This is a genomic window from Litoreibacter ascidiaceicola (genome assembly GCF_900129235.1).
GTDB classification, from domain to species: domain Bacteria; phylum Pseudomonadota; class Alphaproteobacteria; order Rhodobacterales; family Rhodobacteraceae; genus Litoreibacter; species Litoreibacter ascidiaceicola.
Genome location: NZ_FQUV01000003.1, coordinates 469,003 through 491,902, shown reverse-complemented (window position 1 = coordinate 491,902; position 22,900 = coordinate 469,003). Strand labels below are relative to the sequence as shown.

The window sequence follows — 22,900 nt, the reverse complement described above, 5'->3', positions numbered from 1 at the left end:
CAAACGCTGCCGGAGGCCAAATGTTCACCATCGAGCACGAGTTCGACGCCACCTTGATCACTCTCATCGACGAGGGAGAGACGCATTTACAAGGCGACGTGTCGATCAACGCCTTTGATGACTGTATCACGGTAGAGCAACTGGACCCCCACACCGACCGGGTTCAAAAAATCACCTTCTCGTTGCAACAAATCCGCGATCTGGCCGCAGCACTTGATTTGCCCGAGGGTAGCTACCGCTTAGAGGGAAAGCCATGAGCAAAACAGGTTTCTTCTGGGACGAGAAGTGCTTTTGGCACGCAGGCGGCGACTTCGCGTTCACCGTTCCAATTGGCGGCTTGGTGCAACCACTGGCCGCAGGCGGCCTGCCCGAAAATCCGGAAACCAAGCGGCGGTTGAAGAACCTGCTTGATGTCACGAGGTTGATCAACGACCTCCATCCCCACTCCGCCGCAGAGGTGTCGTGGGACGATCTTGTGCGTGTCCACCCCGAAGCGTTTTTGCACAAGTTCAAGGAGAAGTCCGACACAGGAGGCGGCTCCATGGGGCTGCGCACCCCGTTCGCCCAAGGCGGGTACGAGCTTGCAACACTGTCTGCTGGCCTTGCCAAAGGCGCGTTGTTCTCGGTTCTGCAAGGCGACATGACCAACGCTTATGCGCTATCGCGGCCACCGGGGCACCACTGCCTGCCTGATTTCCCCAACGGGTTCTGCCTGCTCGCCAACATCGCCATCGCCGTCGAGGCCGCATTGGAACATCGCCTGACAGACCGCGTTGCGGTCATTGATTGGGACGTTCATCACGGCAACGGAACCGAAGCCATTTTCTATGACCGCGACGAAGTGCTGACCATCTCGCTGCATCAGGAACGCAACTACCCTATGGACACTGGCGACGCGGAAGATCGCGGGGTGGGCGCTGGAGAGGGCTACAACATCAACATCCCGCTGCCACCCGGTGGCGGCCACGCGCTTTACATGGAGGCAATGGAACGCATCGTTCTGCCTGCCCTGACCGAGTATCAGCCGGACGTCATCATTGTTGCTTGCGGCTATGACGCGGCGGCCATTGACCCCTTGTCACGGATGATGGCAACGGCAGAAACCTTTCGCGCAATGACCGAGATGGTTATGGAAGCCGCGTCCGACCTGTGCGAGGACCGTTTGGTTCTGGTCCATGAAGGCGGCTACTCCGAAGTCTATGTCCCGTTTTGTGGCCACCACGTCTTGCAGCAGCTTTCCGGTAGCACCATCACGGCGACCGATCCTTTGGGCGAGACGTTCGACTTGCGCCAACCCTCGGAGCGCCTTCGCAGGATGCACAGCGAATTCATCACCGATCTAGAGGCGGCTTTCCGGTAACCCCGCCCAAATTCATATGATTGCGCCTCCCAATTCTCTGTGCGATGCTGAATAAATTGATAAGTGCGGATCGCACTAAATGTTTTTTTACAGCAGGTTGGCGTATTGCAGTCAAATTCCTTGGACAACATTCCGACGGGCGGTGTAAGCGCCGGTCCCGCCTCGGCAAATTCCGCACTCCCAAACCCATCGGCTGGGTTGCAGATTGCTCCACTTGAGCCATTCAAACCGCTTGATGCCCAGTTTGCAGCCGACCCCCCGAAAACCGCACCCGACCCGATATTCGACGAACTCTTCGGACAACCCGCAAGGGACACCACACCGAAAGACGCCCCGCCACTGAACACCTTCGCAATCTTGGACGCGGCCAAGGTGACCAACCTTCCGGAACTTCTACAAACGTCGGGCTTGGAGCATCATTGCCTGTTTAAGGGCGATGCATTCGAAGAGCTCAGCCATGTGGCTCCGTGGATCGTGAAGCTTGAACCCGACAACCGCTTTTCGCGTAACCTGTTCACCGAGGGCCGCGCCCCTTGGCAGCTTTGGGATAAGAGCCCCGGATGTTTTCTGCGTGCACGAGCAACCTGCGAGGAGATACGCAAGCATTTTCGCAAGATCCTTCGTGTTCAGGATGACACAGGAAAGTGGTACTTTTTCCGCTTTTGGGAAGGGACAGCGCTGCAAACCGTGGCGTCAACCGCTGATCTTCAAGGTCAGCAACGTCTGTATCACCCCACCATGGCCGTCTACGCGCGGCAATCGACACCCGATGGCGATATGCTGATAAAAAGCTGGGTCAACGCAGGACCAGAGGCCCCTAAATCATGAGCTTCGTAATTTCCGCCCCCTCCGTGTCTGATCTGCGTTTCGACAATCTCTATAAACGCATTCTAGCCTACCTTATGGAGCTGGATTCCGCGCGCTTTCGGGCTTTGGGCGATGCAAACTGCAGGGCTTTTGTCCGCAAAGGGGTCTCGTTTTGTGACGCCCGCAATCTGGGGTTTGTCGAGCACATCGAATACGTCCATTTCCTGATGTATTTCATCGGCACGGATTTCGACCGCGACCCGCGCTACTCCGCTCTCACTCAAGCCCTGAGTGATCAAGATCACGTCGCCAACGAGCGCGTCGAGACCGCACACCGGCTGTTTCGACCCGTGGCGGAGCGGTTTATCGGCGTCGGGCTTGCACAGGCACATGTGGCCTTGTCTCGGTTCTACGAGACGATGGAACACACCAACGATGACCAGCTCACCCCGCGACTGGTGTTTGACGCGTTCTATGCGGCCTATGATTTCGCCCCGACCGAGCGGGACCGCTTCCCCGAAGCGGCGCTTGTCGACGCCGCCGTGCAGGGAGCGCAGGCGCTCGGCATCGAAACAGCACTTGGTCGCGGTGTCTGCTTGTCGCTGGCGCTCTGGCTCGGCACAGGTTTCACCAATGACCCGCTGTTTCCTTGGGTCCGCGATGTGACCGCTCAAGCGCCCAATAACGCAAACGAGCGCGCCCTCGCTCTAAAAGCCTACGCCCAAAAGCGCATGATAAAAATGCGACCCAAAGAGGAGAGCTGACATGTGTAGCACAACCATGATCAACCCCGCAGCAAGCCCGACCACGGGGGCCACCGATAGCGGCGCGTCCGCTGCTTGCTGTGGCCCTACTCCATGGATGACGATCGGTTTGGGCGAGTTGGGGGTACATGAATACGCAGGTCTCAACAACGCCAACCCGCGGGTCATGGAATTTCACCGCTCAGCCGGTTTTACGTGGACTGATGACGACTCGACCGAAGACAATGCGTGGTGCGCGTCGTTTGTGACCTGGTCGTTACGCCAGGCCGGTTACACACCTGCCCAAAACGGGTTCCGGGCCAATTCCTATTCGCAAGCTACGCTCAATGCGGCTGGGAACGGATGGCCAGATGGCAAGGTCATTCCGCGCCCGGTTTATGGCGCAACCGCACGGAAAAAGCGTGATGGCGGCGGGCATGTCGGTTTGTTGCCGGGACCGTGCCGGGCCAGCCGGATCGCATCGCGATCTTAGGTGGCAACCAAGGCGGTCGGCGCGGCACGGCAGCAGCAGGTGGCGAAGTGAACGTCAAATCCTATCCTCGCTACACGGGCGGCGGAGAAACCTTCACTTTTATGGTGCCGTTAGACTATAATTGGCAATGCTGTGTGCTGCAGGATTACACGGGGCAAATCGGCCCGGCCAGTACCGAAGGATAAGTGGTAAGATGAAGCTTTTTCTTTTGCTCGCATGTTTGATCTGCACATCAACAACAGCTTCTGCCGTTGCCCTTATGCCATTTGGCAAAGATCCTGAACGCGACACCGCAAATCGCGTCGGCGGCTGGATGGTTTGTGGTCTCAAAGGGTCGGATAGCTTTCTGTCCTTGAGGCGCAAACCAAAAACTGGCTCCGGTGAGATGATGAAACTAAGCCCATATACACTGGTAGCGACGACCGGCAAAACCAGTAGTAACGGTACATGGGCTGAAATTCACCAATACCGGGTCCTCTACACATCCGATGGTGTCTTTATGTCAGAACCCGAATTCGCCATGACCAAGGTGAAGGGCTGGGTCGCGACGCGCTTTCTATGCCATTACGGTCCGCTGCCGAACGGCGACTAAGCGGTGCACCACTTCATATGCAGTTTGCTCTGGCTTGGTGCCTTGTCTAGCCAAGCAAATGAGACCGACCTCGGCAATATGGGGCGTGGCGAGAACGACGTTCAACTCTTTGGCAACATAACTAAGAAAATTTCTCGAATGCTCGTTACTACGCAATAGTCCAGTTCACGGGACACTTTAGTGCCGACCGCAGATGGGTCGAGATCGACAATGTTTACCACCGCGTCGATGTTAACGGGCTTTTTCTTGAAACTTCAGAACAAAAAAGCATCGAAATTAAGGGCTGGGTTAGCCTAAGATATCTTTGTGACTACGAGATGTGAGCACCACCGTCGAACGGTCTGCCTGCAACGGCTCCGTTCACGTCACCGTAGTCCCCATGAAGCTTATCGCTCAAAATAATTCACTTTGACGCTCTGGTTCAAATCGTTGCGGCTGCCGTTCAAGGCAAGCGCCACTGCACCCCTTATCTTCAAATCATCAACAGCGGGACAGCACGTCGCCTACCGCAACAATCACTGAAATAAGGAACCAAAGTCATGAAACTTCTTACCCTCACAACCGCCATCGCCCTCGCTGCTGCACCCGTTTTCGCAGAAACACCCGCCGAGAGATTCGGCATCATCCATGCAGGGTCCGGCGCATCCCAAGCCGCTCAAACAACTGCGGTGGAAAAACTGTCCGGCGACAATGTCGATGATCGCATCGTTATCGCAGCACCTGCACAAACGACCCGCAACTCGCAAGGTCACTTGCAGCTTGCCAAGAACATGGGCGTATCCCCCGACGCTTACACAAACGCTGAACTGGCAAAAATGTTCATCGGCGCATACGACTGATCACCTTCCCCAGCACTACGCGAGTAGCACACGGTCAGTCGAAAAAACCCCGGTTGGTTCACATCAACCGGGGTTTATTTATGCGTGTGCGTGGTCCGTGCGAAACTGGCTGGGGGAGACGCCCAGATGCTGTTTGAAGCTGCGCGACAGATGCGCCTGATCGGCAAAGCCGCACTGCGCCGCGATTTGCGCCAGCGACTGCACACCCTCCCCCAACAAGCGGCTCGCGACCTCAAGGCGGACTTGCGTCACAAAGCGCATGGGCGTTTCACCGACAGTGGCTTTGAATTTACGCGAGAACGCGGCCTCGCTCATTCCCAGCTCTGAGGCCAGTTGCGCCGGATTTATCTTCTCGGCCAGATGGTCCTCAACAAAGGTGACCACCTGCGCGTATTGCTCCGGGCCAAAGCGCTGATCAAAAGCCGCGTCGGTGTTGTCCTTTTTGCAGTAGCGTTTGACCATCAGCACAAGAAACATCCGCGCCAAAGCGTCAAACACGACGCTGGAGCCCAACTCGTCAGCCTCCAAAGTGTCCTTCATGCGCTCGGCGGCATATCTGACGTCAGCGTCATGAAAAAAGATCGTATTTTCCAGGCGATGCCCGTTTGGCACGACTTTCAGCTCGGTTTGCACAAAGCGTCGCATCACAGTCGGATTCACATGGATTATGATCACCTTCGCAGGGTCAAGCCATTGCCAGGCAGTCAGCGATCCAGCCAGTGCCACAGCAATATGACCCGCCTCCATGGTGAAGCGTTCGGTACGCCCGTCACGATCCGCAATGACCCGAATCGGCGTGTCCTGTACGGAAATGATCAGGCTGTTATGCGCATGCACCTGCGGTGGCAAAGAGCCCGGTTCGTCTTCGCGATATTCAAAGCGCAACAGCCCGTCGAGGCTGGAATGCGCAAGCAAGGCTGGCGTCTTTGTTTCCAGCTCGGGATTTAGCCAGAATCGCTCGGTTTGCTTGCCCATCTAAAGTCCCTCGGCTCAAAATTGAACTATTCGGTTTAGATATGAGTGGCCATCCTCATGGTCAAGGGAGGGAATTTCAAAAACAAGTGAACGCCGGAAATTGAACCCCTGTACGTTACCCGTCGCGCTCAACCGGCCCGCCCTGTGCTTCCCACGTGGAAAACCCCTCGCGCAGATGCGCCGCCTCAAACCCCATGTCATTCAGTGTCGCCACGGTCAAAGCCGACCGCCAGCCGGACGCACAGTGGAACACGAATTTCTTGTCCAGCGCGAACACCTCTTTGAAATAGGGACTGTCAGGGTCCACCCAGAACTCCGCCATCCCGCGCGGGCAGTGAAAGCTGCCCGGCACATAACCGCTACGATGCCGCTCCCGCACGTCACGCAAATCCACAATCACCACGTTCGGGTCGTCCACCATGGCAATCGCGTCCACGGTCTCGACCTCCTCGATCCGCGCCCGTGCGTTCGCTACCATTTGCGCCGCTGTTACCTTCAATGCCATGTCCCGTCCTCCGCTATAGTGCCGCAATCAGCACCAGAATGCTGACCACGATCAACGCGATCCCTGCAAGCTCCTTAGGCGTGCTGCGCTCCTTGAAGATGAAGTAGGACGCCAGAAAGGTGAACACCAATTCCACCTGCCCCACCGCTTTCACATAGGCTGCGTTTTGCAACGCAAACGCCACGAACCACCCGAAAGAGCCACACATCGACGTCACCCCCACCAGCGACGACACCCGCCACGAGGCAACAACGCGCCCGATCTCGCCTTTGTCGCGCCAAGCCAACCACGCGGCCATGATCAACGTCTGGAACGCCGTGGCGACGGCCAGGCTGACACCCGCCCGCACAATTACGTCCGGGCTGTCAATTTGTAACGCGGCCCCACGATAGCCCACGGCCGAGACTCCGAACAACAGCCCCGAGCCCAACCCGAACCCTGCTGCCTTGTTGAAAAACCGCGCGCCGCCCTTTGGCGGGTCCGACAACAACACAACGCCAGCAAACCCGATGGCAATCGCCACCACGCCAAGGGGCGACACACCTTCACCCAGCACCACCAGCCCCAACAGCGCCGTCAGCACGACTTCGGTTTTCTTGAACACGATGCCCACGGCAAAGTTGCGCTCCGCAAACAATGCCACAACGCACGCGGTCGCAAGAATTTGGCCGACCCCGCCAGACAGCGCATAGGCCCAGAACTTCCCGCTCAAGGCCGGAAAAGGCTCATCCGCCGCGCTCATATACGCCCAGATGCCAAGCGCCACCAAAGGGCTTGAGAACAGGAACCGCGAGAACGTCGCCCCGCCGGTCGACAGCTTCGTCGCCTTAAGGTGCTTTTGCAGCATGAACCGCAGGTTTTGCATGAAGGCCGCAAACACCGAGACGTATATCCACAGGGCCATAGGTCTCTCCAGTTGCGACGTATGGCGTGTCTACGCGGGCGGCGTGCGGTCGTCCAGCGCGCGATGCATCAAAGGGTGCTCGACAGGGTCCTTGGCCCGCACCAGATGCCGCGCGAAGATCGTACCGTAGGAGGGATAGACATAGCTGTCATTGCAGGCCAGAAACCTGTCCTTCTCGCCACGATAGAGCATCGGGAGGTCATACCACGGCACCTGCGGGTGCATGTGATGAACGGCGTGCAGGTTGTTGTTCAAAAACAAAAACGCCAATGGCCCGCGATCCTCGACAATTACCGAGCGCGCGCGGCTCTGCTCATGCGCGCGATGCTCCAGAAAGGTGCGTATTTTCAGCAACGACAGGCCAAGATAGGCCGCGATCAGATACGCCCATAGCGGCATAGGTGATTGGAGCACCAACCAGACCACCGGCACCGCAGTGATCCCATGGGCCAGCCAGCTTATCATAATCCGGCGACAAGGGGTCTTCATGTCACCACGCATAAAGGCCCATTGCCCTATCGCTGGACCAAGCACCATCCGCCCCGCCAGCGTGTTGTTGAAGCGGTAGACCAACTTGACCCAGCCCGGCAGCGCGGCCCAGTCACGCCCTGCCAGAAAGTTGCTTTCGGGGTCGTCATAGGGATCAGTTAGATTGGCATCGCGGTGATGCGCCAGATGGGTATCGCGAAAGCGCCCGTAGGGGATTAACAGGTTCAACGACGGCCTTACCATCAGTTCATTCAGCCACTGCCAACGCAGCGGGTGACCGTGCAATATCTCGTGCTGCAACGACGACTGCTGCGCAATGGCCAGCGCTGCGATCACTACAGCCAAAGGGACCGACCAACCCGCAACCCAGAGCACCGCCCCGCCCCAGACGACGTAGGTGGCGACCAGCAAGGCCAGCGTGGGCCACTCGACCCTCAATGTGTTTGATTTCATAAGCGCACCATTCCCCTGCACATTGATTAACGCCTCGGCGGGGTTTGGGGCATTCTGTAGATAGTTCACATTTTCCTGCAATGATGATATAATTCATCAAATGACAGAAATTCTTGACAAACGAGACCGCGCAGAGCTGTTCCGCACCCGCCTCGCCACCGCGATGGACACGGGCGACATCACCCAAAGCGCGCTTGCCCGCGCCATTGGCGTGGACCGTTCGACGGTGTCGCAACTGCTGAAATCGGAGGCCGCCCGCCTGCCCAACGCGCAGGTCGTTGGCGAAAGCGCCCGCGTGCTGGGCGTGTCGGCGGACTGGCTTCTGGGTCTCACCGATCGGCCTGAACTGGCTGCCGACCTGATGGCCTCCGCCCTGACCTTCACCGAAGCGCCCCGCGCCTTGGTTGACGAACAGATATTCAATTGGCACCGCGAGTCGGAAGGATACAAAATCCGGCACGTCCCCGCAGGTCTGCCTGACATGCTCAAGACCCGCGAGTTTCTGGAATGGGAGTATTCGCCGCATTTGGGTCGGACCACCGCGCAAGCCATTGGCGCATCCGAAGATCGGTTGGAATGGATGCGCGGCGCAGGATCGGACTACGAAATCGCCGTGCCGCTGCACGAGCTTCACGCCATGGCCAAAGGGCATGGATATTACGAAGGTCTGCCGTCTCAAATCCGCCACGCTCAACTCACCCGTTTGCTAGAACTCCACGACCAACTTTATCCGACCCTCCGGCTGCATGCCTTCGACGCGCGCAAGCTCTATTCCGCGCCGGTGACCATCTTCGGGCCGAAGCTGGCGGTGATCTATCTGGGGCGCAACTACCTTGCGTTTCGCGACCGCGAGCGGGTGCAGGCCATCACCTTGCACTTCGACGGGCTGGTGCGCGAAGCAGAGCTGTCGTCGCGGGATATGCCGGCGCTGTTGGAAAAATTAGTTAACTCAATAGATGAAAAATGATCTACAATAGATTGCAATAATTCACTTATTTTAATTTTGAAATCTTAAAAACTCTTAACAAACTCTGAACGGTTCCCCGCGGGGAACCTCCGCACCTACAGCTTCGGGTCGGGGTTTTCCGTGTGTCCGTCCACCGCAATGACCTGCCCCGACACCAGCCGCGCCGCGTCAGAGCCGAGGAACACAGCCATGTTCGCCACGTCCCGCGCCTCGACAAAGGACCGCATGGAGGTGCCCTTGGCGTAGCCCTCATAAACCTCGTCGCGGGTCATGCCTTTGGCCGTCGCTTCGCGCTCCAAAACACCCTCCATCCGTGGCCCTTCCACCGCTCCCGGACAGATGGCGTTGGCGCGGATACCGTTCGGGCCAAGCTCCATAGCCAAAGTTTTCATCAACCCGATGATCCCCCATTTCGCAGCGGCATAGGGCGCGCGGTTGGGGTAGCCGTAGATGCCTGCGGTGGAGGAGGTCAGCACAATCGCGCCAGAGCCTTGCCGCTTCATCATTGGTGCCGCAAATTTCGCCGCCAGAAACGCGCCTTCGAGGTTTACGGAGACGCAGGTTTTCCAGTCCTCTAGCGCCACGTCTTCAACCGCTGCGGTCGGCCCCGCGATCCCTGCATTGGCGCAGAGCACATCGACCCCGCCCCATGTGGTTTCGACCTCTTTGAACAATTCAGCCATGGCGCTCTCACTGCTCACGTCCACAGTGCTGGCCCGCCAGCCATCCGGCACGGCACTGACGTCCAGATCGGTGATCCAAACATCCGCCCCCGCCTCGGCAAACGCCTGCCCCATAGCGAACCCGATGCCAGAGCCGCCTGCGGTGATCAGAACCCTCATCGCTTGCCGACAGCTGCGCCCGCACCTTCTGGCGTGGGCAGAGACGCATGGGCCGCCGCGATCTCGCCCAACTTTGCGGCGATGGTGGCGGACGGCTCGGACGCCCGGCGGGTCTCCAGTGAGACGTGGATCAGCATATGCTCCCCCGTCGCCAGCAATCGCCCGCCTTCATACATGCGGTGGAACAGGTGCATCTTCTTGCCCTGCCCCAAAAGCACTTGCGTCTCGACGCGGATAACGGCACCAGCATGGACCTCGTCCAAGTGGCGCAAATGGGTCTCGGCGGTGAAGTAGCTGCCGCCCGACGCGATATAATCCGCGTCACAGCCGACCATTTCCATGAAGCGGTCGGTGGCGTCGCCGAAGGCCTGCAAATACCGCGCCTCGTTCATGTGGCCGTTATAGTCGGTCCAGTCCAAAGGCACCGCGCGTTGCACAGTGACGATGGGCAGCGCGCTGTCCTCCAGCGCGGGTTTGGCGGCCTGCGCACGGTTCAACACCGCGCCTGCCCCCCAATCCTGCGCCTTGAGCGCGCGCATCATGGCCACAAGGTTCGTGTCGCGGATACGCTCCAACTCGCGGATCGAGTGCATGCCGGATTGCGCGTCGGATTGGCTGGCGATCTGGTCGACCAGCTCGTCGGTCAGCTCCGGCACGTCCATCAGCTTGGTCCATGGCCACGACAGGCAGGGGCCAAACTGCTCGATAAAGTGCTTCATCCCAGCCTCGCCACCGGCGATGCGGTAGGTCTCGAACAGCCCCATCTGCGCCCAGCGCAGGCCAAACCCCATGCGGATTGCCTCGTCGATTTCCTCGGTGGTGGCGATGCCATCTTTGATCAGCCACAAGGCCTCGCGCCAGACGGCTTCAAGGAAGCGGTCGGCGATGTGGGCGTCGATCTCCTTGCGGACATGCAGCGGGAAGCATCCGATAGAGGTCAGGATATCCTTGGCTTTTTGCACCGTGTCGGCATCGTTCGCAGGGCTTGGCACCAGCTCGATCAGCGGCAACAGATAGACGGGGTTGAACGGGTGCGTCACCACGATTTGCGCAGGGCGCGCGGCGTTTTCTTGCAACTCGGACGGCTTGAAGCCGGAGGTCGAGGAGCCGATGATTGCGTCCTCGCGACACGCGGCCTGCACTTGTGCGAAGACTTTGTGCTTGACCTGCAACCGCTCCGGCACGCTTTCCTGTATCCAGTCGGCGGGACCAACGGCCTCGGCCAAATCGGCGTGGAAGCTCAGAGCGCCCTCGGCGGGCATGGCGGTGTCTGAAAGACCAGGCAGCGAGCGCCGGGCGTTACCCAGCACTTCGTTAATCTTGCGTTCAGCCTCGGTGTCGGGGTCGAACACCCGCACGTCCCAACCCATGAGCAGGAACCGCGCGGCCCAGCCGCCGCCAATCACGCCCCCACCAAGAATTGCTGCTGTTTGCGTCATGGCGACACCTTTCTGAGTTTGCTGATGTCGTAGCCGTTGAAGGCCAGAATTTCGCGGGCCGCCTTCAGGCGATCGGAGCGTAGGTTTGCGGTGCGGTTGACGATCATTCCGAAGCGGCCCGAGGGTGTTCCAAGTGCTGCCGTGCGGTGGTCTTCATCGACCCAGATGACCCAGATCGGATCGCCCCTCTCAGCTGACAGCCTCCCAAATTGACCGATGCGATAGAGCGGCCATACAGCGCCTTCGGCATCCGCCGCTAACGGAGAAATTGCGGCTTGGGGGATGTAGCGATATCCGCCCGCCTCGGGCCGGAAGGTCACGCGACTTATCGCGACTTCGCGCGGAGTTTGCTCAAAGCTTTCGATCACCCGCCAATCGCCTGCAAAGCGTTTAGGATCGAACCGCGTGGAGGATGTGATCGGGATGTTGGTGTCGCGAAAGCCATCTGGCACGAATGCAGGTTTTGGCTCGCAGGCCGCGAGTGCCAGAAGCCCTATGGCAACGACCCAAGTCTTCACCCGCGTGGCGCCCGCTTCACCAGCCCCAGTTTTTCGCGCACCGCGTCTGGCCCGATCACCTTCGCGCCCAAGCGTTCGGTGATCTCAACGGCGCGGGCAACCAATGCTTCATTGGTGGCCAATACACCTCGGTCGAGCATGAGATTGTCCTCCAGCCCCACGCGCACGTTGCCACCTGCAAGGATGCTTGCGGCTGCCAGCGGCATCTGGTTGCGACCCAACCCGAAGGCCGAAAACGTCCAGTCGTCCGGCACGTTATTCACCATGGCCATGAAGGTGTTCAGATCGTCCGGCGCGCCCCACGGGACACCCATGCACAGCTGCACCAAAGCGGGGCTGTCCAGCACGCCCTCCTTCACCAGCTGCTTGGCGTACCACAGATGGCCTGTGTCGAACGCCTCGATCTCGGGCTTCACGCCAAGCTCGGTCATCATCCGGCCCATGGCGGTCAGCATACCGGGGGTGTTGGTCATGACGTAGTCGGCCTCGGCGAAATTCATCGTGCCGCAGTCGAGCGTACATATCTCAGGCAGGCATTCTGCGACATGCGCCACGCGTTCTTCTGCGCTGACCATGTCGGTGCCGGCTTGCGTCGGCAGCGGGCTTGGGGAACCGAAGACAATATCGCCCCCCATCCCTGCGGTCAGGTTCAACACCACATCCATCTCGGCATCGCGGATGCGGTCTGTGACTTCCCGGTAGAGCTTCAAATCCCGCGACGGCGCACCCGTCTCAGGATCACGCACATGGCAATGCACCACCGCCGCACCCGCCTTGGCCGCCGCAATCGCACTGTCGGCGATCTGCTCGGGCGAGTGTGGCACATGCGGGCTCTTGTCCTGCGTCGAGCCGGAGCCCGTCACGGCGCAGGTGATAAACACCTCACGGTTCATTTCCAGTGGCATGGTGTTCTCCCTTTTGGTGCAGCGGACGTTATGTTGGTCGGGTTTGGCAACCCTCTTTACGCGCTTTCATGGCCTGTATGCGTCATTGCTTCATCTTGGCTCAAATATTCCCGCCGGAGGCTCCGACCAAGTATCAATACGGCATCGGGTTGGATTTGTGCGCCGCGTCTATCTCAGCCATGATCTCCTCGCCCAGAATCAGGTCCTTGCCCGCCAGCACATGCTCAAGCTGCGCCATCGTGGTCGCCCCAAAAATCGGAATCACAGGGAACGGGCGCTGGCAACACCACGCCAGCGACATGTGGACCGGTTCCAGCCCGTGCTTGGACGCGATGTTCAGATACACTTGCGCCACATCCAACACGCGGTCCGATGCGCGCCCACCCATCTTCTCGTTGATCGACATGCGAGAGCCTTCGGGGATTTCACCGCCTTGGTATTTGCCAGTCAGGAACCCCACGGCCAAGGGCGAGAAGGCCAGCAGCGAGACATCTTCATTATGGCCCAGCTCTGCCAGATCGGTGTCATAGAGGCGGCACAACAGCGAGTATTCGTTCTGGATACTCTGCACCCGCGGCGCCCCCATGCGCTCCGCAATTTGCAGCCACATCATGGTGCCCCACGCGCTTTCATTGCTCAGGCCGAAATGGCGAATTTTGCCTTCAGCGACCAGCGATTGAAGCGCGCCAAGCACATCTTCCATATGGGCCACCGTGGCGGCACGATCCTGACCCGACGGGTCGTAGGACCAGTTCTGGCGAAACATGTAGCTGCCGCGATTGGGCCAATGCAGCTGGTAGAGGTCGATCACATCAGTTTGCAGGCGCTTCAGCGAGCCTTCTACAGCCTCGCGAATAGTCTTGGCGGAAATTTTCTCTCCGTCGCGAATATAATTCCCCGCACCCGCCACCTTGGTCGCCAGCACCACGTCATTGCGACGCCCTGACTTGGCGAACCAATTGCCGATGATTTCCTCGGTCTTGCCCGCATTCTCCTTGTTCATCGGGTTTACCGGATAGGCTTCCGCGGTGTCGATGAAGTTGATCCCTGCATCCAGACTGGCGTCGATCTGCTGATGCCCATCTGCCTCGGAGGTTTGCGTGCCCCAGGTCATGGAGCCAAGACAAAATTGGGAGACCATCAGGTCGGTGCGGCCAAGGCGGGTTTTTTTCATGTCGGGCTTCTCTGTCATTAAGGTCGAAGGCTGGGGGCGAAGCCTACTTCGCTGTGAAATGGTGGCAACCGCAAAATCCCCCCGCGCACTCGTCACGATGATTTGACGCCATGCAGCATCAAGCCATGTATAGGTTGAGGTGATCATTCAGGACACCCGATGACACAGCTGACCCGCCGCGCCGTCACAACAGCCCTTACCTTGATGCCGCTCGCGCTCGCGGCCCATGCGGGTGCGGTCCCATATGAGTTACAAGCAAAGCGCTCCACGGTTGGGTTCATTTATCGCCTGTCGGGGAAGGCATCCAAAGGCAGCATGCCAGTCAAACGCGCTGCGGTGGTGATTGACTTTGACGCCTTGCAACGCTCCTCGATTGATGTGGAGGTTGACGTGCGGCGGGCCAGAACCGGGTTCATCTTCGCCACCGAAGCGTTGAAGGCCGCGACGGTGCTGGACGCCAAAGCACATCCCACAATCCGGTTCCGCTCGACCGCAATCCGCTTGAACGGCAAAGGGCGCTTATCGGACGGCGCCCGGATTGACGGCCTTCTGACAATCAAAGGCATCACTAAACCGGTCACTTTGCAGGCCGCATTGTTCCGGCAAGCTGGCACGCAAGCAGGTGATCTCAGCCAGCTCAGCTTTCAGCTCAAAGGCCGCATCAGCCGCGCGGCATTCGGGGCCGCAGGCTTTGCCGATCTGGTTGCGGACGAGATTGACCTCGACATCATCGCCCGTGTGAAGCGCGCTTAAAGGTTTTTCGGATCAACCAGCGACATATTGCTTTGGGTCAACTCGCGAAGCGGGCGGATGTAGCTCGTCACCACGGCCCAGCCGCGCTCCATATCCGTGAGGCGCGATAAAAACGCATGGGGTGAGCCCGTCGTCATGTTGCGCACCTTTTGCGCCATGGCCTGATGGCTCTCGTCATCATTCCAGCCGCGGTTCGACGTCCCGCTGATCCGCCCCAAAGCAAGGAAATCCGCCCCGCCCCCCTTCGAGCGCGGCAGCAAATGGTCGACATCCTGCCCGTCCGAGCTGCGCGGCATCACCGCGTCAAACGCAGCGCGGTAACTGGTATAGGCCGGGTTCACATAGACCGTCGCCCAATTTTTGCGCACCAGCACAAAAGCATTGGACAACCCCCGCCCGCCGATCTTGTAGATGGCAACTTCCGGCAGCTTCATGTCGTCAGTACCAATGGCCGGCGCGGGCCAAAGTACGCCCTGCTGGCGCATCATGGCGCCATACTGTCTTGCGGTAATCATGGTCGACCTCTTGGAAATCAATTCAAATAATGACGCCAGTATTCCGGAATTTCCGTTCACAATCCAGCACATATTGCGCACATGCGACAAGGATATGACGCGAAATCACTTGCGGTCAGCTTTCTGGAGGGCGAGCGTAGGGCAACCCGAAGGGCAGTCCTATGCGCCTCATGATTTCTTTCGCCGCCCTGTTTTTGTCGGTGGTGCTGTTGCAGCTTTCCTCTGGCGGGGTTGGCCCCCTCGACGCGTTGTCGGGGCTTACGCTGGACTTCACGAAATCCGAGGTCGGCCTGCTCGGCTCGGCACATTTCCTTGGCTTCTTCATTGGCTGCTGGTGGGCGCCGCGTGCGATGGGTTCGGTCGGGCATTCCCGCGCGTTCGCAGCATTCACAGCGACGGGTGCCATCGGGTTGCTGGCGCATATGCTGATCATCGACCCCTACGCCTGGGCCTTGATGCGCGTTGCCTCCGGGCTTTGCGTGGCAGGGTGCTACACGGTGATCGAGGCATGGCTTCAATCCAAAGTCACCAATGAGACGCGGGGCCGCGCCATGGGCACCTACCGCTCGGTGGATATGGGGGCGTCCTTGGTCGCGCAACTGATGATCGGCGTCCTAGAGCCCGCCTCCTACGTCTCCTACAACCTGCTGGCCTTGCTTTGTTGCGCCTCGATTATCCCCTTGACCCTGACCACCGCACGCCCGCCTGACACCCCCTCCGCGCCGCGGCTGCGTCCGATGCTGGCGATAACCCGCTCCCCTCTGGCTGCGGCCGGGGTCATCGTGGCGGGGCTCAACAGCGCCGCGTTCCGGATGGTCGGCCCCGTTTATGGCCAGGAGGTTGGCCTGCGTCCCGACCAGATCGGTATTTTTCTGGCCGCTTTCGTCGCGGGGGGCGCTCTGGCCCAAGTGCCGTCCGGCTGGCTGGCGGATAAATACGACCGCCGCTGGGTGCTGATCTGGCTCTCCGTCGCGGCCATCATCTCCAGCGTGTTCACCGTGTTCTCGGCCACGGGCGGCACTACCATGGTTTTGCTGGGCGCTGCGGTCTTCGGGTTCACCACCTTCCCGATCTATTCCGTCGCCGCCGCCCATGCCCATGATTTCGCCTCCTCGGAAGAGCGGGTGGAACTGTCGGCAGCCTTGATGTTCTGGTACGCAGTCGGCGCCATCGCATCGCCACTTGGCGCGTCAAAGCTGATGGAGGCGTTCGGGCCCACCGCCCTGTTCATGCTGATGGCGGTCGGGCACGCTGTCCTTGTGGTCTTCGGTCTGACCCGGATGCGCGCCCGCTCCACCCCGAAAAAGCGCACGTCTTATGTCTACGCGCCACGCACCTCGTTCACCATCGGGCGGCTCCTGAGACGGCACAGAGACCGCAAATAGGTCTTCATCTTGGCAAAAATATTCAAAATCCGTCACTGGCAGGACACGCAGGCTTAGGCTAAACCAACCCGACACCTGCCAAGGACGACCAAATGAACCGTATCCTCATCACCTCTGCCATTCCGTATATCAACGGGATCAAGCATCTCGGGAACCTTGTGGGCTCGCAACTGCCTGCGGATCTCTTCGCCCGCTACAATCGCGCACGCGGGGCCGAGGTCATGTTCATTTGCGCAACCGACGAGCACGGCACTCCGGCCGAGCTGGCCGCCGCAAAAGCGGGCAAGCCGGTCGCGGAGTTCTGCGCCGAGATGTATGATGTCCAAGCCGACATCGCCAAGCGGTTCGGGTTGTCGTTTGACCACTTTGGCCGTTCCTCCAGCCCCCAGAACCGAAAGCTGACCCAGCACTTCGCCGGACGCCTGAAGGCCGAAGGCTATATCGAGGAAGTGTCTGAAAAGCAGGTCTATTCCAACGCCGATGGCCGCTTTCTTCCAGACCGCTATATCGAGGGCACCTGCCCCAATTGCGGCTATGACAGCGCGCGTGGCGACCAGTGCGAAAACTGCACCAAGCAGCTGGACCCGACCGATCTGATCGAGCCCCGGTCTGCCATCTCGGGCTCGACCGATCTGGAAATACGCGAGACCAAGCATCTGTATCTGCGCCAATCCAAGCTGAAGGATCAGCTGGACGCGTGGATCAGTTCCAAAACCGACTGGCCTGTGCTGACCACGTCCATCGCCAAGAAATGGCTGCATGACGGCGACGGGCTGCGGGACCGCGGGATCACCCGTGATCTGGAATGGGGCGTGCCGGTCAAGGACGGCGAGAACGACTGGCCCGGCATGGAGGGCAAGGTCTTCTACGTCTGGTTCGACGCCCCGATCGAGTACATCGCCGCGACCAAGGAATGGGCTGATGCGCGTGGCCTAGACGACAGCGCATGGGAAAGCTGGTGGCGCACCGACAAGGGCGCAGATGACGTGCGCTATGTGCAGTTCATGGGCAAGGACAACGTGCCATTCCACACGCTGAGCTTCCCTGCCACCATCATGGGCTCGGGCGAGCCTTGGAAGCTGGTCGATTACATCAAATCGTTCAACTACCTGAACTATGACGGCGGCCAGTTCTCGACCTCGAAGGGCCGCGGCGTGTTCATGGATCAGGCGTTGGACATTCTACCCGCCGATTACTGGCGCTGGTGGTTGCTGTCCCATGCACCGGAGACGTCAGATTCCGAATTCACATGGGAGAACTTCCAAGCGTCGGTTAACAAAGACCTCGCCGACGTGCTGGGCAATTTCGTGTCCCGCGTCACCAAGTTTTGCAACTCCAAGTTTAGCCCCGCCGTGCCCGAAGGTGGCGCATATGGCGAACGCGAACAGATGTTGATCGCCGACCTCACCACCAAAATCCGCGCCTATGAGGGCCACATGGCCGCGATGGATGTGCGCAAATCTGCGGCAGAGTTGCGCTCGATCTGGGTGGCGGGCAACGAATACCTGCAAGAGGTCGCTCCATGGACGACCTTCAAGGAAAACCCCGACCAAGCCGCCGCGCAAATCCGCTTGGCATTGAACCTGATCCGCGTCTACGCGGTGCTGTCTGCGCCGTTTATACCAACGGCTTCGGCGCAAATGCTGTCTGGCATGAACACGCTGGATATGAGTTGGCCGGATGACGTGGAAGCTGCACTTGCTGCGTTGCCTGTAGGGCATGAATTTACTGTGCCGGAAGTCCTGTTTGCCAAGATCACCGACGACCAACGCGAAGAATGGGCAGAGAAATTCTCAGGCGTGCGCGACTAAACCCACGCGAGCGTCGCCATCGCCAGCACAAGATAACGCCCGAACTTAGCGACGGTGACCAGCACTAGAAACGGACCGATCGGCTCACGCAGGACACCTGCGACCACGGTCAGCGGATCGCCGACAATCGGCAACCAGCTTCCCAACAGCGACCAGCGGCCATAACGGTGATACCACGCTTCCGCACGGGCAAGCTGGTCTTGCGACACCGGAAACCACCGCCGGTCTTGGAACATTAGCAAAAAGCGCCCCAGAGCCCAGTTGATCACCGCCCCTAACACGTTGCCCGCCGTGGCGACCGCCAAAAGGCCGGTAACGGGGTAGTCACCCGTTGCCAGCAACCCGACCAGAACGGCCTCCGACTGCATCGGCAGGATCGTCGCCGCAATCAACGCCGACGCGAACAGCCCGAAATACGCGATCAACTGCCCCGCGCCCGTGACGCCATAACCGGAATAAGGATGCTCAGGACCACCAAGCGGCCCACATGGCAAGCCGCCACAAAGCCCGGATTGGCCCCGAGAACGGCCCCCATCACGATCATCGTCTCCAACCCGCCCGGTGCAAACGCGACAAGGACGTGGGGCAAGGGCATGTCCAGAAACATCGACACCGGTACCGCGAACCCGATGGCCAGCACTGTGGTCAGAGCAGTAATCGCCACACCACCGCCCGCATAGCGGAACAGCGTCATCGGGCTGGTCCCGCTGAAGCGAGACCCGATGAGCGTTCCCATCAGCACGAGGCACGCCAAGGTGATTTTCGGTTCCAGCACACCGGGCGAAAGGTCCGACAGATGCCCGATCGAAGACACCAGCATCGCACCGATCAGAAGCGGTGCGGGCACGCGCAGGCGCTCCAGCACCCAACCGGTGAACAGCGACAACACGACCAATACGGCAATGTAGCCCGCGCCCAGAATATCACCGCTCGGCGCCATGCCTTGGGACATATCCAACCCCATAAGCGCCGCCAACGCCGGAACGGTCAGGGTCAACAGCAGCACCCGCACGGATTGTGCGACAGTGACACGGGTCAGGTTAACGCCGTAGGTTTCGCCCAATGCGATGACAAAGCTTAGATGACCCGGCGCAGATGCCAGAACGGCGCTGAGGCGGTCAAAACCAAACCCCTTCACCAGCAATACACGACACAAGATCATGGCGATAACCAGCATGACGGCCAAGGCAACAAACGCCAAAGGCCAACGCAACATCGCGGCGGCAGCCTCCGCGTTTACGCCCGCGCCGATGCCAATGCCGATAAACAGGAACGCGATGTCGCGCAGCAGCGGCGCGATCCCAAGCCGCATTCCGAGCAGCGACAAAACCGAAACCAGGACCGCCGGACCCGTCAGCATATAAAGCGGCAGGTGAACCAGATATCCCAGCGCAGCGCCAGCGGCCCCGACCGCTAGGGAGACGAGCGAAAGCCCGAGGGCAGGCAAGGTTGGCGGCGTCAGCATAGGCAATGGCTATCACCCCTCGGTGCGGATGTGGAGAGATTGAATGCACCCATTTCGTGCAATGCCTGTGGGGGAAACGGAGCGCAAATGCACGGTGTTAACAATAAACTTACCAGCGGAAGGCTTGACGTAGAGTGTTTCTGCGGCACCATTCAGACATGCGTCTTATTTATCTTCTTCCGCTCCTCTTCCCGTTCGCGTCTCTGGCTGATTGCCCACCGATGCCTGAGCGCAGCACCCGTCATACCGAATTGATGGATTTGGTTGCCACAGCCTCGAACGAGATGATCGCGAGGGACTATACCAACGAGCTTTGGGGTATCTGGGCAACCGCCCCTAACGACACCGCGCAGGAAATTCTGGACCGCGGGATGACGCGACGGGCCTCCTATGACTTCGCCGGTGCGATTGAAGACTTTGACAAGCTGATCGCCTACTGCCCCGATTACGCCGAAGGGTATAATCAACGGGCATTCGTGAATTTCATACGCGAGGACTACAATGCCGCGTTGGTGGACCTGGATCGCGCCGTTGAACTGACGCCCGATCACATCGGCGCAATCGTGGGGCGGGCGCTGGCATTGATGCAGCTGGGGCAAGTGCGGCGCGGGCAGATTGCGTTGCGAAAAGCGCTCCTGCTCAACCCGTGGTTGCCGGAACGCAATCGCATCATTCCCCTGCCTCACAACAAAGAAAACGACATCGAAACCGACCTTTGATCTTTAAGCCCCTGCGGCACCTCGCTATGGTCTCGCGACCCCTCGTGCCCGCGTGGTGGAATGGTAGACACATGGGACTTAAAATCCCTGGACCTAACGGTCGTGCCGGTTCAAGTCCGGCCGCGGGTACCAATTGTTCCTCTGGTTCTTAACGCAAACACGAAAAAAACGCGCCCCGACGGGACGCGTTTCAATATCTTGCTTCGGGCCAGCCTTATGCAGCTTCGGCTTGGCTCCGGCGTTCGCTTTCTTCGCGAGACAGGGCGACGGAAGTCCGAACGCCATTTCCAACAAAGGCCATCAAACCGGACACAACACGTTCGTTGGGGTCGATGCCAGCGCAGCTCAGCACTTCGCGGCCATCGCGAGAGCGCGCCCAGCGGGCGATCTGCTCGGGACCATTTCCATATTTCTTGTCATCCGCAATCGCGTCATCGAGTGCAGCGAGGACCACCGCAGCGAAGAGTTTCCGCGCACGTTGTCCTTGTTCAAAGTTGAAAGCGTTGCCATCAACGAAATCAGCAGCCATTTCGTTTCCTTTGTTTTTGCTCTTGTATCTTCGGGCGTGAAGACGGTTGTGACAGAAACTATCCGATTCGTCATTGCATTTCTGGAATACCACCTATGCGCTTGACGCATGACTTAGCGTCACACCCGTCCGTATTTAGTCTCCTTGCCACCCCATAACTCCCCAGATATAGAATTGTTCCGAAATCTATCAACCTTTTGCCAAGGAAATGACACAATGCCCAAGATTAACGGAAACGAAATCCGAGGTGGCAATGTATTGGAGCATAACGGCGGCCTCTGGGTCGCTGTGAAAGTGGACCATGTAAAGCCGGGTAAAGGCGGCGCTTTCGCTCAAGTGGAGATGAAAAACCTGCGCAACGGCTCAAAATTGAACGAGCGTTTTCGTAGCGCCGACAAGGTAGAGCGCGTCAGGCTGGAACAAAAAGACCAGCAGTTTCTGTATGAAACCGACGGCATGCTGACCTTTATGGACACCGAAACCTATGAGCAGATCGAGCTGCCGGCTGACCTTCTGGGCGACCGCCGCCCCTTCTTGCAAGATGGTATGATTGCCGTGGTCGAATTCCACGAAGCCGAAGCCTTGAACGCGTCCCTTCCTCAGAAAGTCACCTGCAAGGTCGTCGAAACCGAGCCGGTGATCAAAGGTCAGACCGCCTCCAAAAGCTTTAAGCCAGCTGTTCTGGACAACGGCGTGCGCATCATGGTGCCACCGTTTGTTGGCGTTGACGAAGATATCATCGTCGACACCGAGTCGATGGAATATTCCGAGCGCGCCTAAGCGCTTAGACGGCGATCCACCGATCCGGAAGAATATCCGGATTGGCCAGCTTGGGATCGTTGAACCAATGCGCAGGCCCGACCACACGTGCGTCCGGCCTGCGATCGAGCCAACCACCCCACCACGAAAAAGTGGAGTTGGCGATCACATGATCTGAGCAACACGACATGAGCCGCAAGTCCTCATAGTGCTTGTCGGGGCCATTATGGCCCACGGCCGTCATGTCATAAGGCAATTTCAGGTTGTCACGCACCCAAACGGGATCGTCGGAGAAGACGAACACCTTCAGGTCGCGTTGCCCTTCTGACAGCCGCTCTAATGCCCGCAGATAATAAGCCTCGTCGCACGTGGCATAGGTCGCGTTAGACTTCGGCGTACCGAGGTAATCCCCGCGACGCATGTGCAGCGAAACTGTGTGGCCTGCGTTGGCGATGCGCTCGGCGAATTCGGCATTCTGGGTGTCTGGTGGCGTGATGATCCGCAACTCGTCACCAAGCCTGTCCATCACGTCTGCAAAGTAGCGTTCGGACTGGAAGTACCCGTGCAGATAGGTGCCGTCGGGCGCGTCGGCGATGCGATCCTGATAGCCCAGCCCCTTCTCGCGCATGAATTTCGGATTGCGCCCGAACGCGCGCCATAGGGCATATTTGACAGGTTTGTCTTTGGTTGGCGGAAGCTCGGACGGCTCTGCAATGCGGGCGTTGATGTTGAAATGGTCGAGCGCAAAGGCCCAATGTGAGCCGGGTGGGGCGAGGCGGGCGTCAAGTACAAGCTCAGTCCCCAGTCGCAGCGAAACAGCCCGCGCGGCGGCGTATTGGAACAACTGGTTACCCAAGCCACCAAAAATTCTGCTGTAGATCATATCCCGCCCTTACTGCTGCAAGGCTTGCCCTGCCCGACCGCGTTTGTCATAGCTATGCGACCCAATAGCCCAAATG

27 protein-coding genes and 1 tRNA gene are annotated in these 22,900 nt (G+C 59.1%); 14 read left to right on the top strand and 14 right to left on the bottom strand.

Annotated elements, in window-relative coordinates; all coding sequences use genetic code 11:
• The first annotated feature begins 20 nt into the window (after window positions 1–20).
• The 7 genes from BUB72_RS08630 to BUB72_RS08595 all read left to right on the top strand — a co-directional run bounded on the left by BUB72_RS08630 (window position 21) and on the right by BUB72_RS08595 (window position 4,834).
• Window positions 21–257: a hypothetical protein gene (locus BUB72_RS08630; RefSeq protein WP_073142822.1), complete on the top strand. Its 237-nt coding sequence runs from the start codon at window positions 21–23 to the stop codon at window positions 255–257.
• Window positions 254–1,360, top strand: coding sequence for a class II histone deacetylase (locus BUB72_RS08625; RefSeq protein ID WP_073142821.1), 1,107 nt, complete (start codon window positions 254–256; stop codon window positions 1,358–1,360). The genes BUB72_RS08630 and BUB72_RS08625 overlap by 4 nt, the downstream gene beginning before the upstream one ends.
• Window positions 1,361–1,465: 105 nt before the next feature.
• Window positions 1,466–2,188, top strand: a complete 723-nt coding sequence (locus BUB72_RS08620; protein WP_217653847.1) for a DUF4123 domain-containing protein — start codon at window positions 1,466–1,468, stop codon at window positions 2,186–2,188.
• Complete coding sequence (locus BUB72_RS08615) at window positions 2,185–2,931, top strand: hypothetical protein (protein WP_073142819.1); 747 nt, start codon at window positions 2,185–2,187, stop codon at window positions 2,929–2,931. The genes BUB72_RS08620 and BUB72_RS08615 overlap by 4 nt, the downstream gene beginning before the upstream one ends.
• Window position 2,932: 1 nt before the next feature.
• On the top strand, window positions 2,933–3,403 hold the full coding sequence (locus tag BUB72_RS08610) for a C40 family peptidase (RefSeq protein WP_073142813.1): 471 nt from the start codon (window positions 2,933–2,935) through the stop codon (window positions 3,401–3,403).
• 193 nt (window positions 3,404–3,596) lie between these two features.
• Window positions 3,597–3,995, top strand: coding sequence for a hypothetical protein (locus BUB72_RS08600; protein WP_073142808.1), 399 nt, complete (start codon window positions 3,597–3,599; stop codon window positions 3,993–3,995).
• 539 nt (window positions 3,996–4,534) lie between these two features.
• Entirely contained in the window at window positions 4,535–4,834 is a 300-nt protein-coding gene (locus BUB72_RS08595; protein ID WP_073142806.1) for a hypothetical protein, read from the top strand.
• 78 nt (window positions 4,835–4,912) lie between these two features.
• On the opposite strand, the gene BUB72_RS08590 is transcribed toward BUB72_RS08595, so the two are convergent.
• The 4 genes from BUB72_RS08590 to BUB72_RS08575 all read right to left on the bottom strand — a co-directional run bounded on the left by BUB72_RS08590 (window position 4,913) and on the right by BUB72_RS08575 (window position 8,160).
• Complete coding sequence (locus BUB72_RS08590; RefSeq protein WP_073142805.1) at window positions 4,913–5,809, bottom strand: helix-turn-helix domain-containing protein; 897 nt, start codon at window positions 5,807–5,809, stop codon at window positions 4,913–4,915.
• A 115-nt stretch (window positions 5,810–5,924) separates the two neighbouring features.
• The gene (locus BUB72_RS08585) at window positions 5,925–6,314 is read right to left on the bottom strand and encodes a rhodanese-like domain-containing protein (protein ID WP_073142804.1); all 390 of its coding nucleotides are present in this window, start codon (window positions 6,312–6,314) and stop codon (window positions 5,925–5,927) included.
• 13 nt (window positions 6,315–6,327) lie between these two features.
• Window positions 6,328–7,218 (bottom strand): DMT family transporter, encoded by an 891-nt coding sequence (locus BUB72_RS08580; RefSeq protein ID WP_073142803.1) that lies wholly within the window; start codon window positions 7,216–7,218, stop codon window positions 6,328–6,330.
• Window positions 7,219–7,248: 30 nt separating this feature from the next.
• Window positions 7,249–8,160, bottom strand: coding sequence for a fatty acid desaturase (locus BUB72_RS08575; RefSeq protein WP_073142802.1), 912 nt, complete (start codon window positions 8,158–8,160; stop codon window positions 7,249–7,251).
• A gap of 100 nt (window positions 8,161–8,260) precedes the next feature.
• On the opposite strand from BUB72_RS08575, the gene BUB72_RS08570 reads away from it, so the two are divergent.
• Entirely contained in the window at window positions 8,261–9,127 is an 867-nt protein-coding gene (locus tag BUB72_RS08570; RefSeq protein ID WP_073142801.1) for a helix-turn-helix domain-containing protein, read from the top strand.
• A 95-nt stretch (window positions 9,128–9,222) separates the two neighbouring features.
• Here the strand turns inward: BUB72_RS08570 and BUB72_RS08565 are convergent, their stop codons facing one another.
• The 5 genes from BUB72_RS08565 to BUB72_RS08545 form a co-directional block, all read right to left on the bottom strand.
• Window positions 9,223–9,969, bottom strand: coding sequence for an SDR family oxidoreductase (locus BUB72_RS08565; protein WP_073142800.1), 747 nt, complete (start codon window positions 9,967–9,969; stop codon window positions 9,223–9,225).
• Window positions 9,966–11,408, bottom strand: a complete 1,443-nt coding sequence (locus tag BUB72_RS08560; protein ID WP_073142799.1) for a carnitine 3-dehydrogenase — start codon at window positions 11,406–11,408, stop codon at window positions 9,966–9,968. Before BUB72_RS08560 ends, BUB72_RS08565 begins: the two co-directional genes overlap by 4 nt.
• Window positions 11,405–11,926 (bottom strand): lipocalin family protein, encoded by a 522-nt coding sequence (locus BUB72_RS08555; RefSeq protein ID WP_073142798.1) that lies wholly within the window; start codon window positions 11,924–11,926, stop codon window positions 11,405–11,407. The genes BUB72_RS08560 and BUB72_RS08555 overlap by 4 nt, the downstream gene beginning before the upstream one ends.
• Window positions 11,923–12,831 carry a 3-dehydrocarnitine:acetyl-CoA trimethylamine transferase BcoG gene (gene bcoG / locus BUB72_RS08550; RefSeq protein WP_073142797.1) on the bottom strand — a complete coding sequence of 303 codons (909 nt, stop codon included), beginning with the start codon at window positions 12,829–12,831 and terminating at the stop codon, window positions 11,923–11,925. The genes BUB72_RS08555 and bcoG overlap by 4 nt, the downstream gene beginning before the upstream one ends.
• A gap of 133 nt (window positions 12,832–12,964) precedes the next feature.
• Window positions 12,965–14,005, bottom strand: a complete 1,041-nt coding sequence (locus BUB72_RS08545) for an aldo/keto reductase (RefSeq protein WP_073142796.1) — start codon at window positions 14,003–14,005, stop codon at window positions 12,965–12,967.
• A gap of 159 nt (window positions 14,006–14,164) precedes the next feature.
• Here BUB72_RS08545 and BUB72_RS08540 point away from each other — a divergent pair, with 159 nt between their 5' ends.
• The gene (locus BUB72_RS08540; RefSeq protein ID WP_073142795.1) at window positions 14,165–14,758 is read left to right on the top strand and encodes a YceI family protein; all 594 of its coding nucleotides are present in this window, start codon (window positions 14,165–14,167) and stop codon (window positions 14,756–14,758) included.
• On the opposite strand, the gene BUB72_RS08535 is transcribed toward BUB72_RS08540, so the two are convergent.
• Entirely contained in the window at window positions 14,755–15,273 is a 519-nt protein-coding gene (locus BUB72_RS08535) for a hypothetical protein (protein ID WP_073142794.1), read from the bottom strand. The two genes, BUB72_RS08540 and BUB72_RS08535, sit on opposite strands and share 4 nt — an antisense overlap.
• Before the next feature lie 161 nt (window positions 15,274–15,434).
• Here BUB72_RS08535 and BUB72_RS08530 point away from each other — a divergent pair, with 161 nt between their 5' ends.
• Together BUB72_RS08530 and metG are read left to right on the top strand one after the other, a co-directional pair.
• Entirely contained in the window at window positions 15,435–16,658 is a 1,224-nt protein-coding gene (locus BUB72_RS08530; protein ID WP_073142785.1) for an MFS transporter, read from the top strand.
• Between the two features lie 92 nt (window positions 16,659–16,750).
• A complete protein-coding gene (metG, locus tag BUB72_RS08525) occupies window positions 16,751–18,469 on the top strand; it encodes a methionine--tRNA ligase (protein WP_073142784.1) in 1,719 nt (572 codons plus the stop codon).
• Here the strand turns inward: metG and BUB72_RS08520 are convergent.
• Together BUB72_RS08520 and BUB72_RS08515 are read right to left on the bottom strand one after the other, a co-directional pair.
• Window positions 18,466–18,894: a YqaA family protein gene (locus BUB72_RS08520; RefSeq protein WP_073142783.1), complete on the bottom strand. Its 429-nt coding sequence runs from the start codon at window positions 18,892–18,894 to the stop codon at window positions 18,466–18,468. The genes metG and BUB72_RS08520 overlap by 4 nt on opposite strands.
• Window positions 18,891–19,934 (bottom strand): AbrB family transcriptional regulator, encoded by a 1,044-nt coding sequence (locus BUB72_RS08515; RefSeq protein WP_073142782.1) that lies wholly within the window; start codon window positions 19,932–19,934, stop codon window positions 18,891–18,893. Before BUB72_RS08515 ends, BUB72_RS08520 begins: the two co-directional genes overlap by 4 nt.
• Window positions 19,935–20,155: 221 nt before the next feature.
• Between BUB72_RS08515 and BUB72_RS08510 the strand changes: the two genes are divergently transcribed.
• Window positions 20,156–20,653 carry a tetratricopeptide repeat protein gene (locus BUB72_RS08510; RefSeq protein ID WP_342742154.1) on the top strand — a complete coding sequence of 166 codons (498 nt, stop codon included), beginning with the start codon at window positions 20,156–20,158 and terminating at the stop codon, window positions 20,651–20,653.
• A gap of 46 nt (window positions 20,654–20,699) precedes the next feature.
• A tRNA-Leu gene (locus tag BUB72_RS08505) sits at window positions 20,700–20,785 on the top strand.
• 82 nt (window positions 20,786–20,867) lie between these two features.
• Here BUB72_RS08505 and BUB72_RS08500 read toward each other — a convergent pair.
• Window positions 20,868–21,182: a DUF6280 family protein gene (locus BUB72_RS08500; protein ID WP_021099617.1), complete on the bottom strand. Its 315-nt coding sequence runs from the start codon at window positions 21,180–21,182 to the stop codon at window positions 20,868–20,870.
• 216 nt (window positions 21,183–21,398) lie between these two features.
• On the opposite strand from BUB72_RS08500, the gene efp reads away from it, so the two are divergent.
• The gene (gene efp / locus BUB72_RS08495) at window positions 21,399–21,962 is read left to right on the top strand and encodes an elongation factor P (protein WP_073142780.1); all 564 of its coding nucleotides are present in this window, start codon (window positions 21,399–21,401) and stop codon (window positions 21,960–21,962) included.
• Window positions 21,963–21,966: 4 nt separating this feature from the next.
• Here the strand turns inward: efp and BUB72_RS08490 are convergent, their stop codons facing one another.
• Entirely contained in the window at window positions 21,967–22,824 is an 858-nt protein-coding gene (locus BUB72_RS08490; RefSeq protein ID WP_073142778.1) for an alpha-1,2-fucosyltransferase, read from the bottom strand.
• Window positions 22,825–22,900 lie beyond the last annotated feature (76 nt).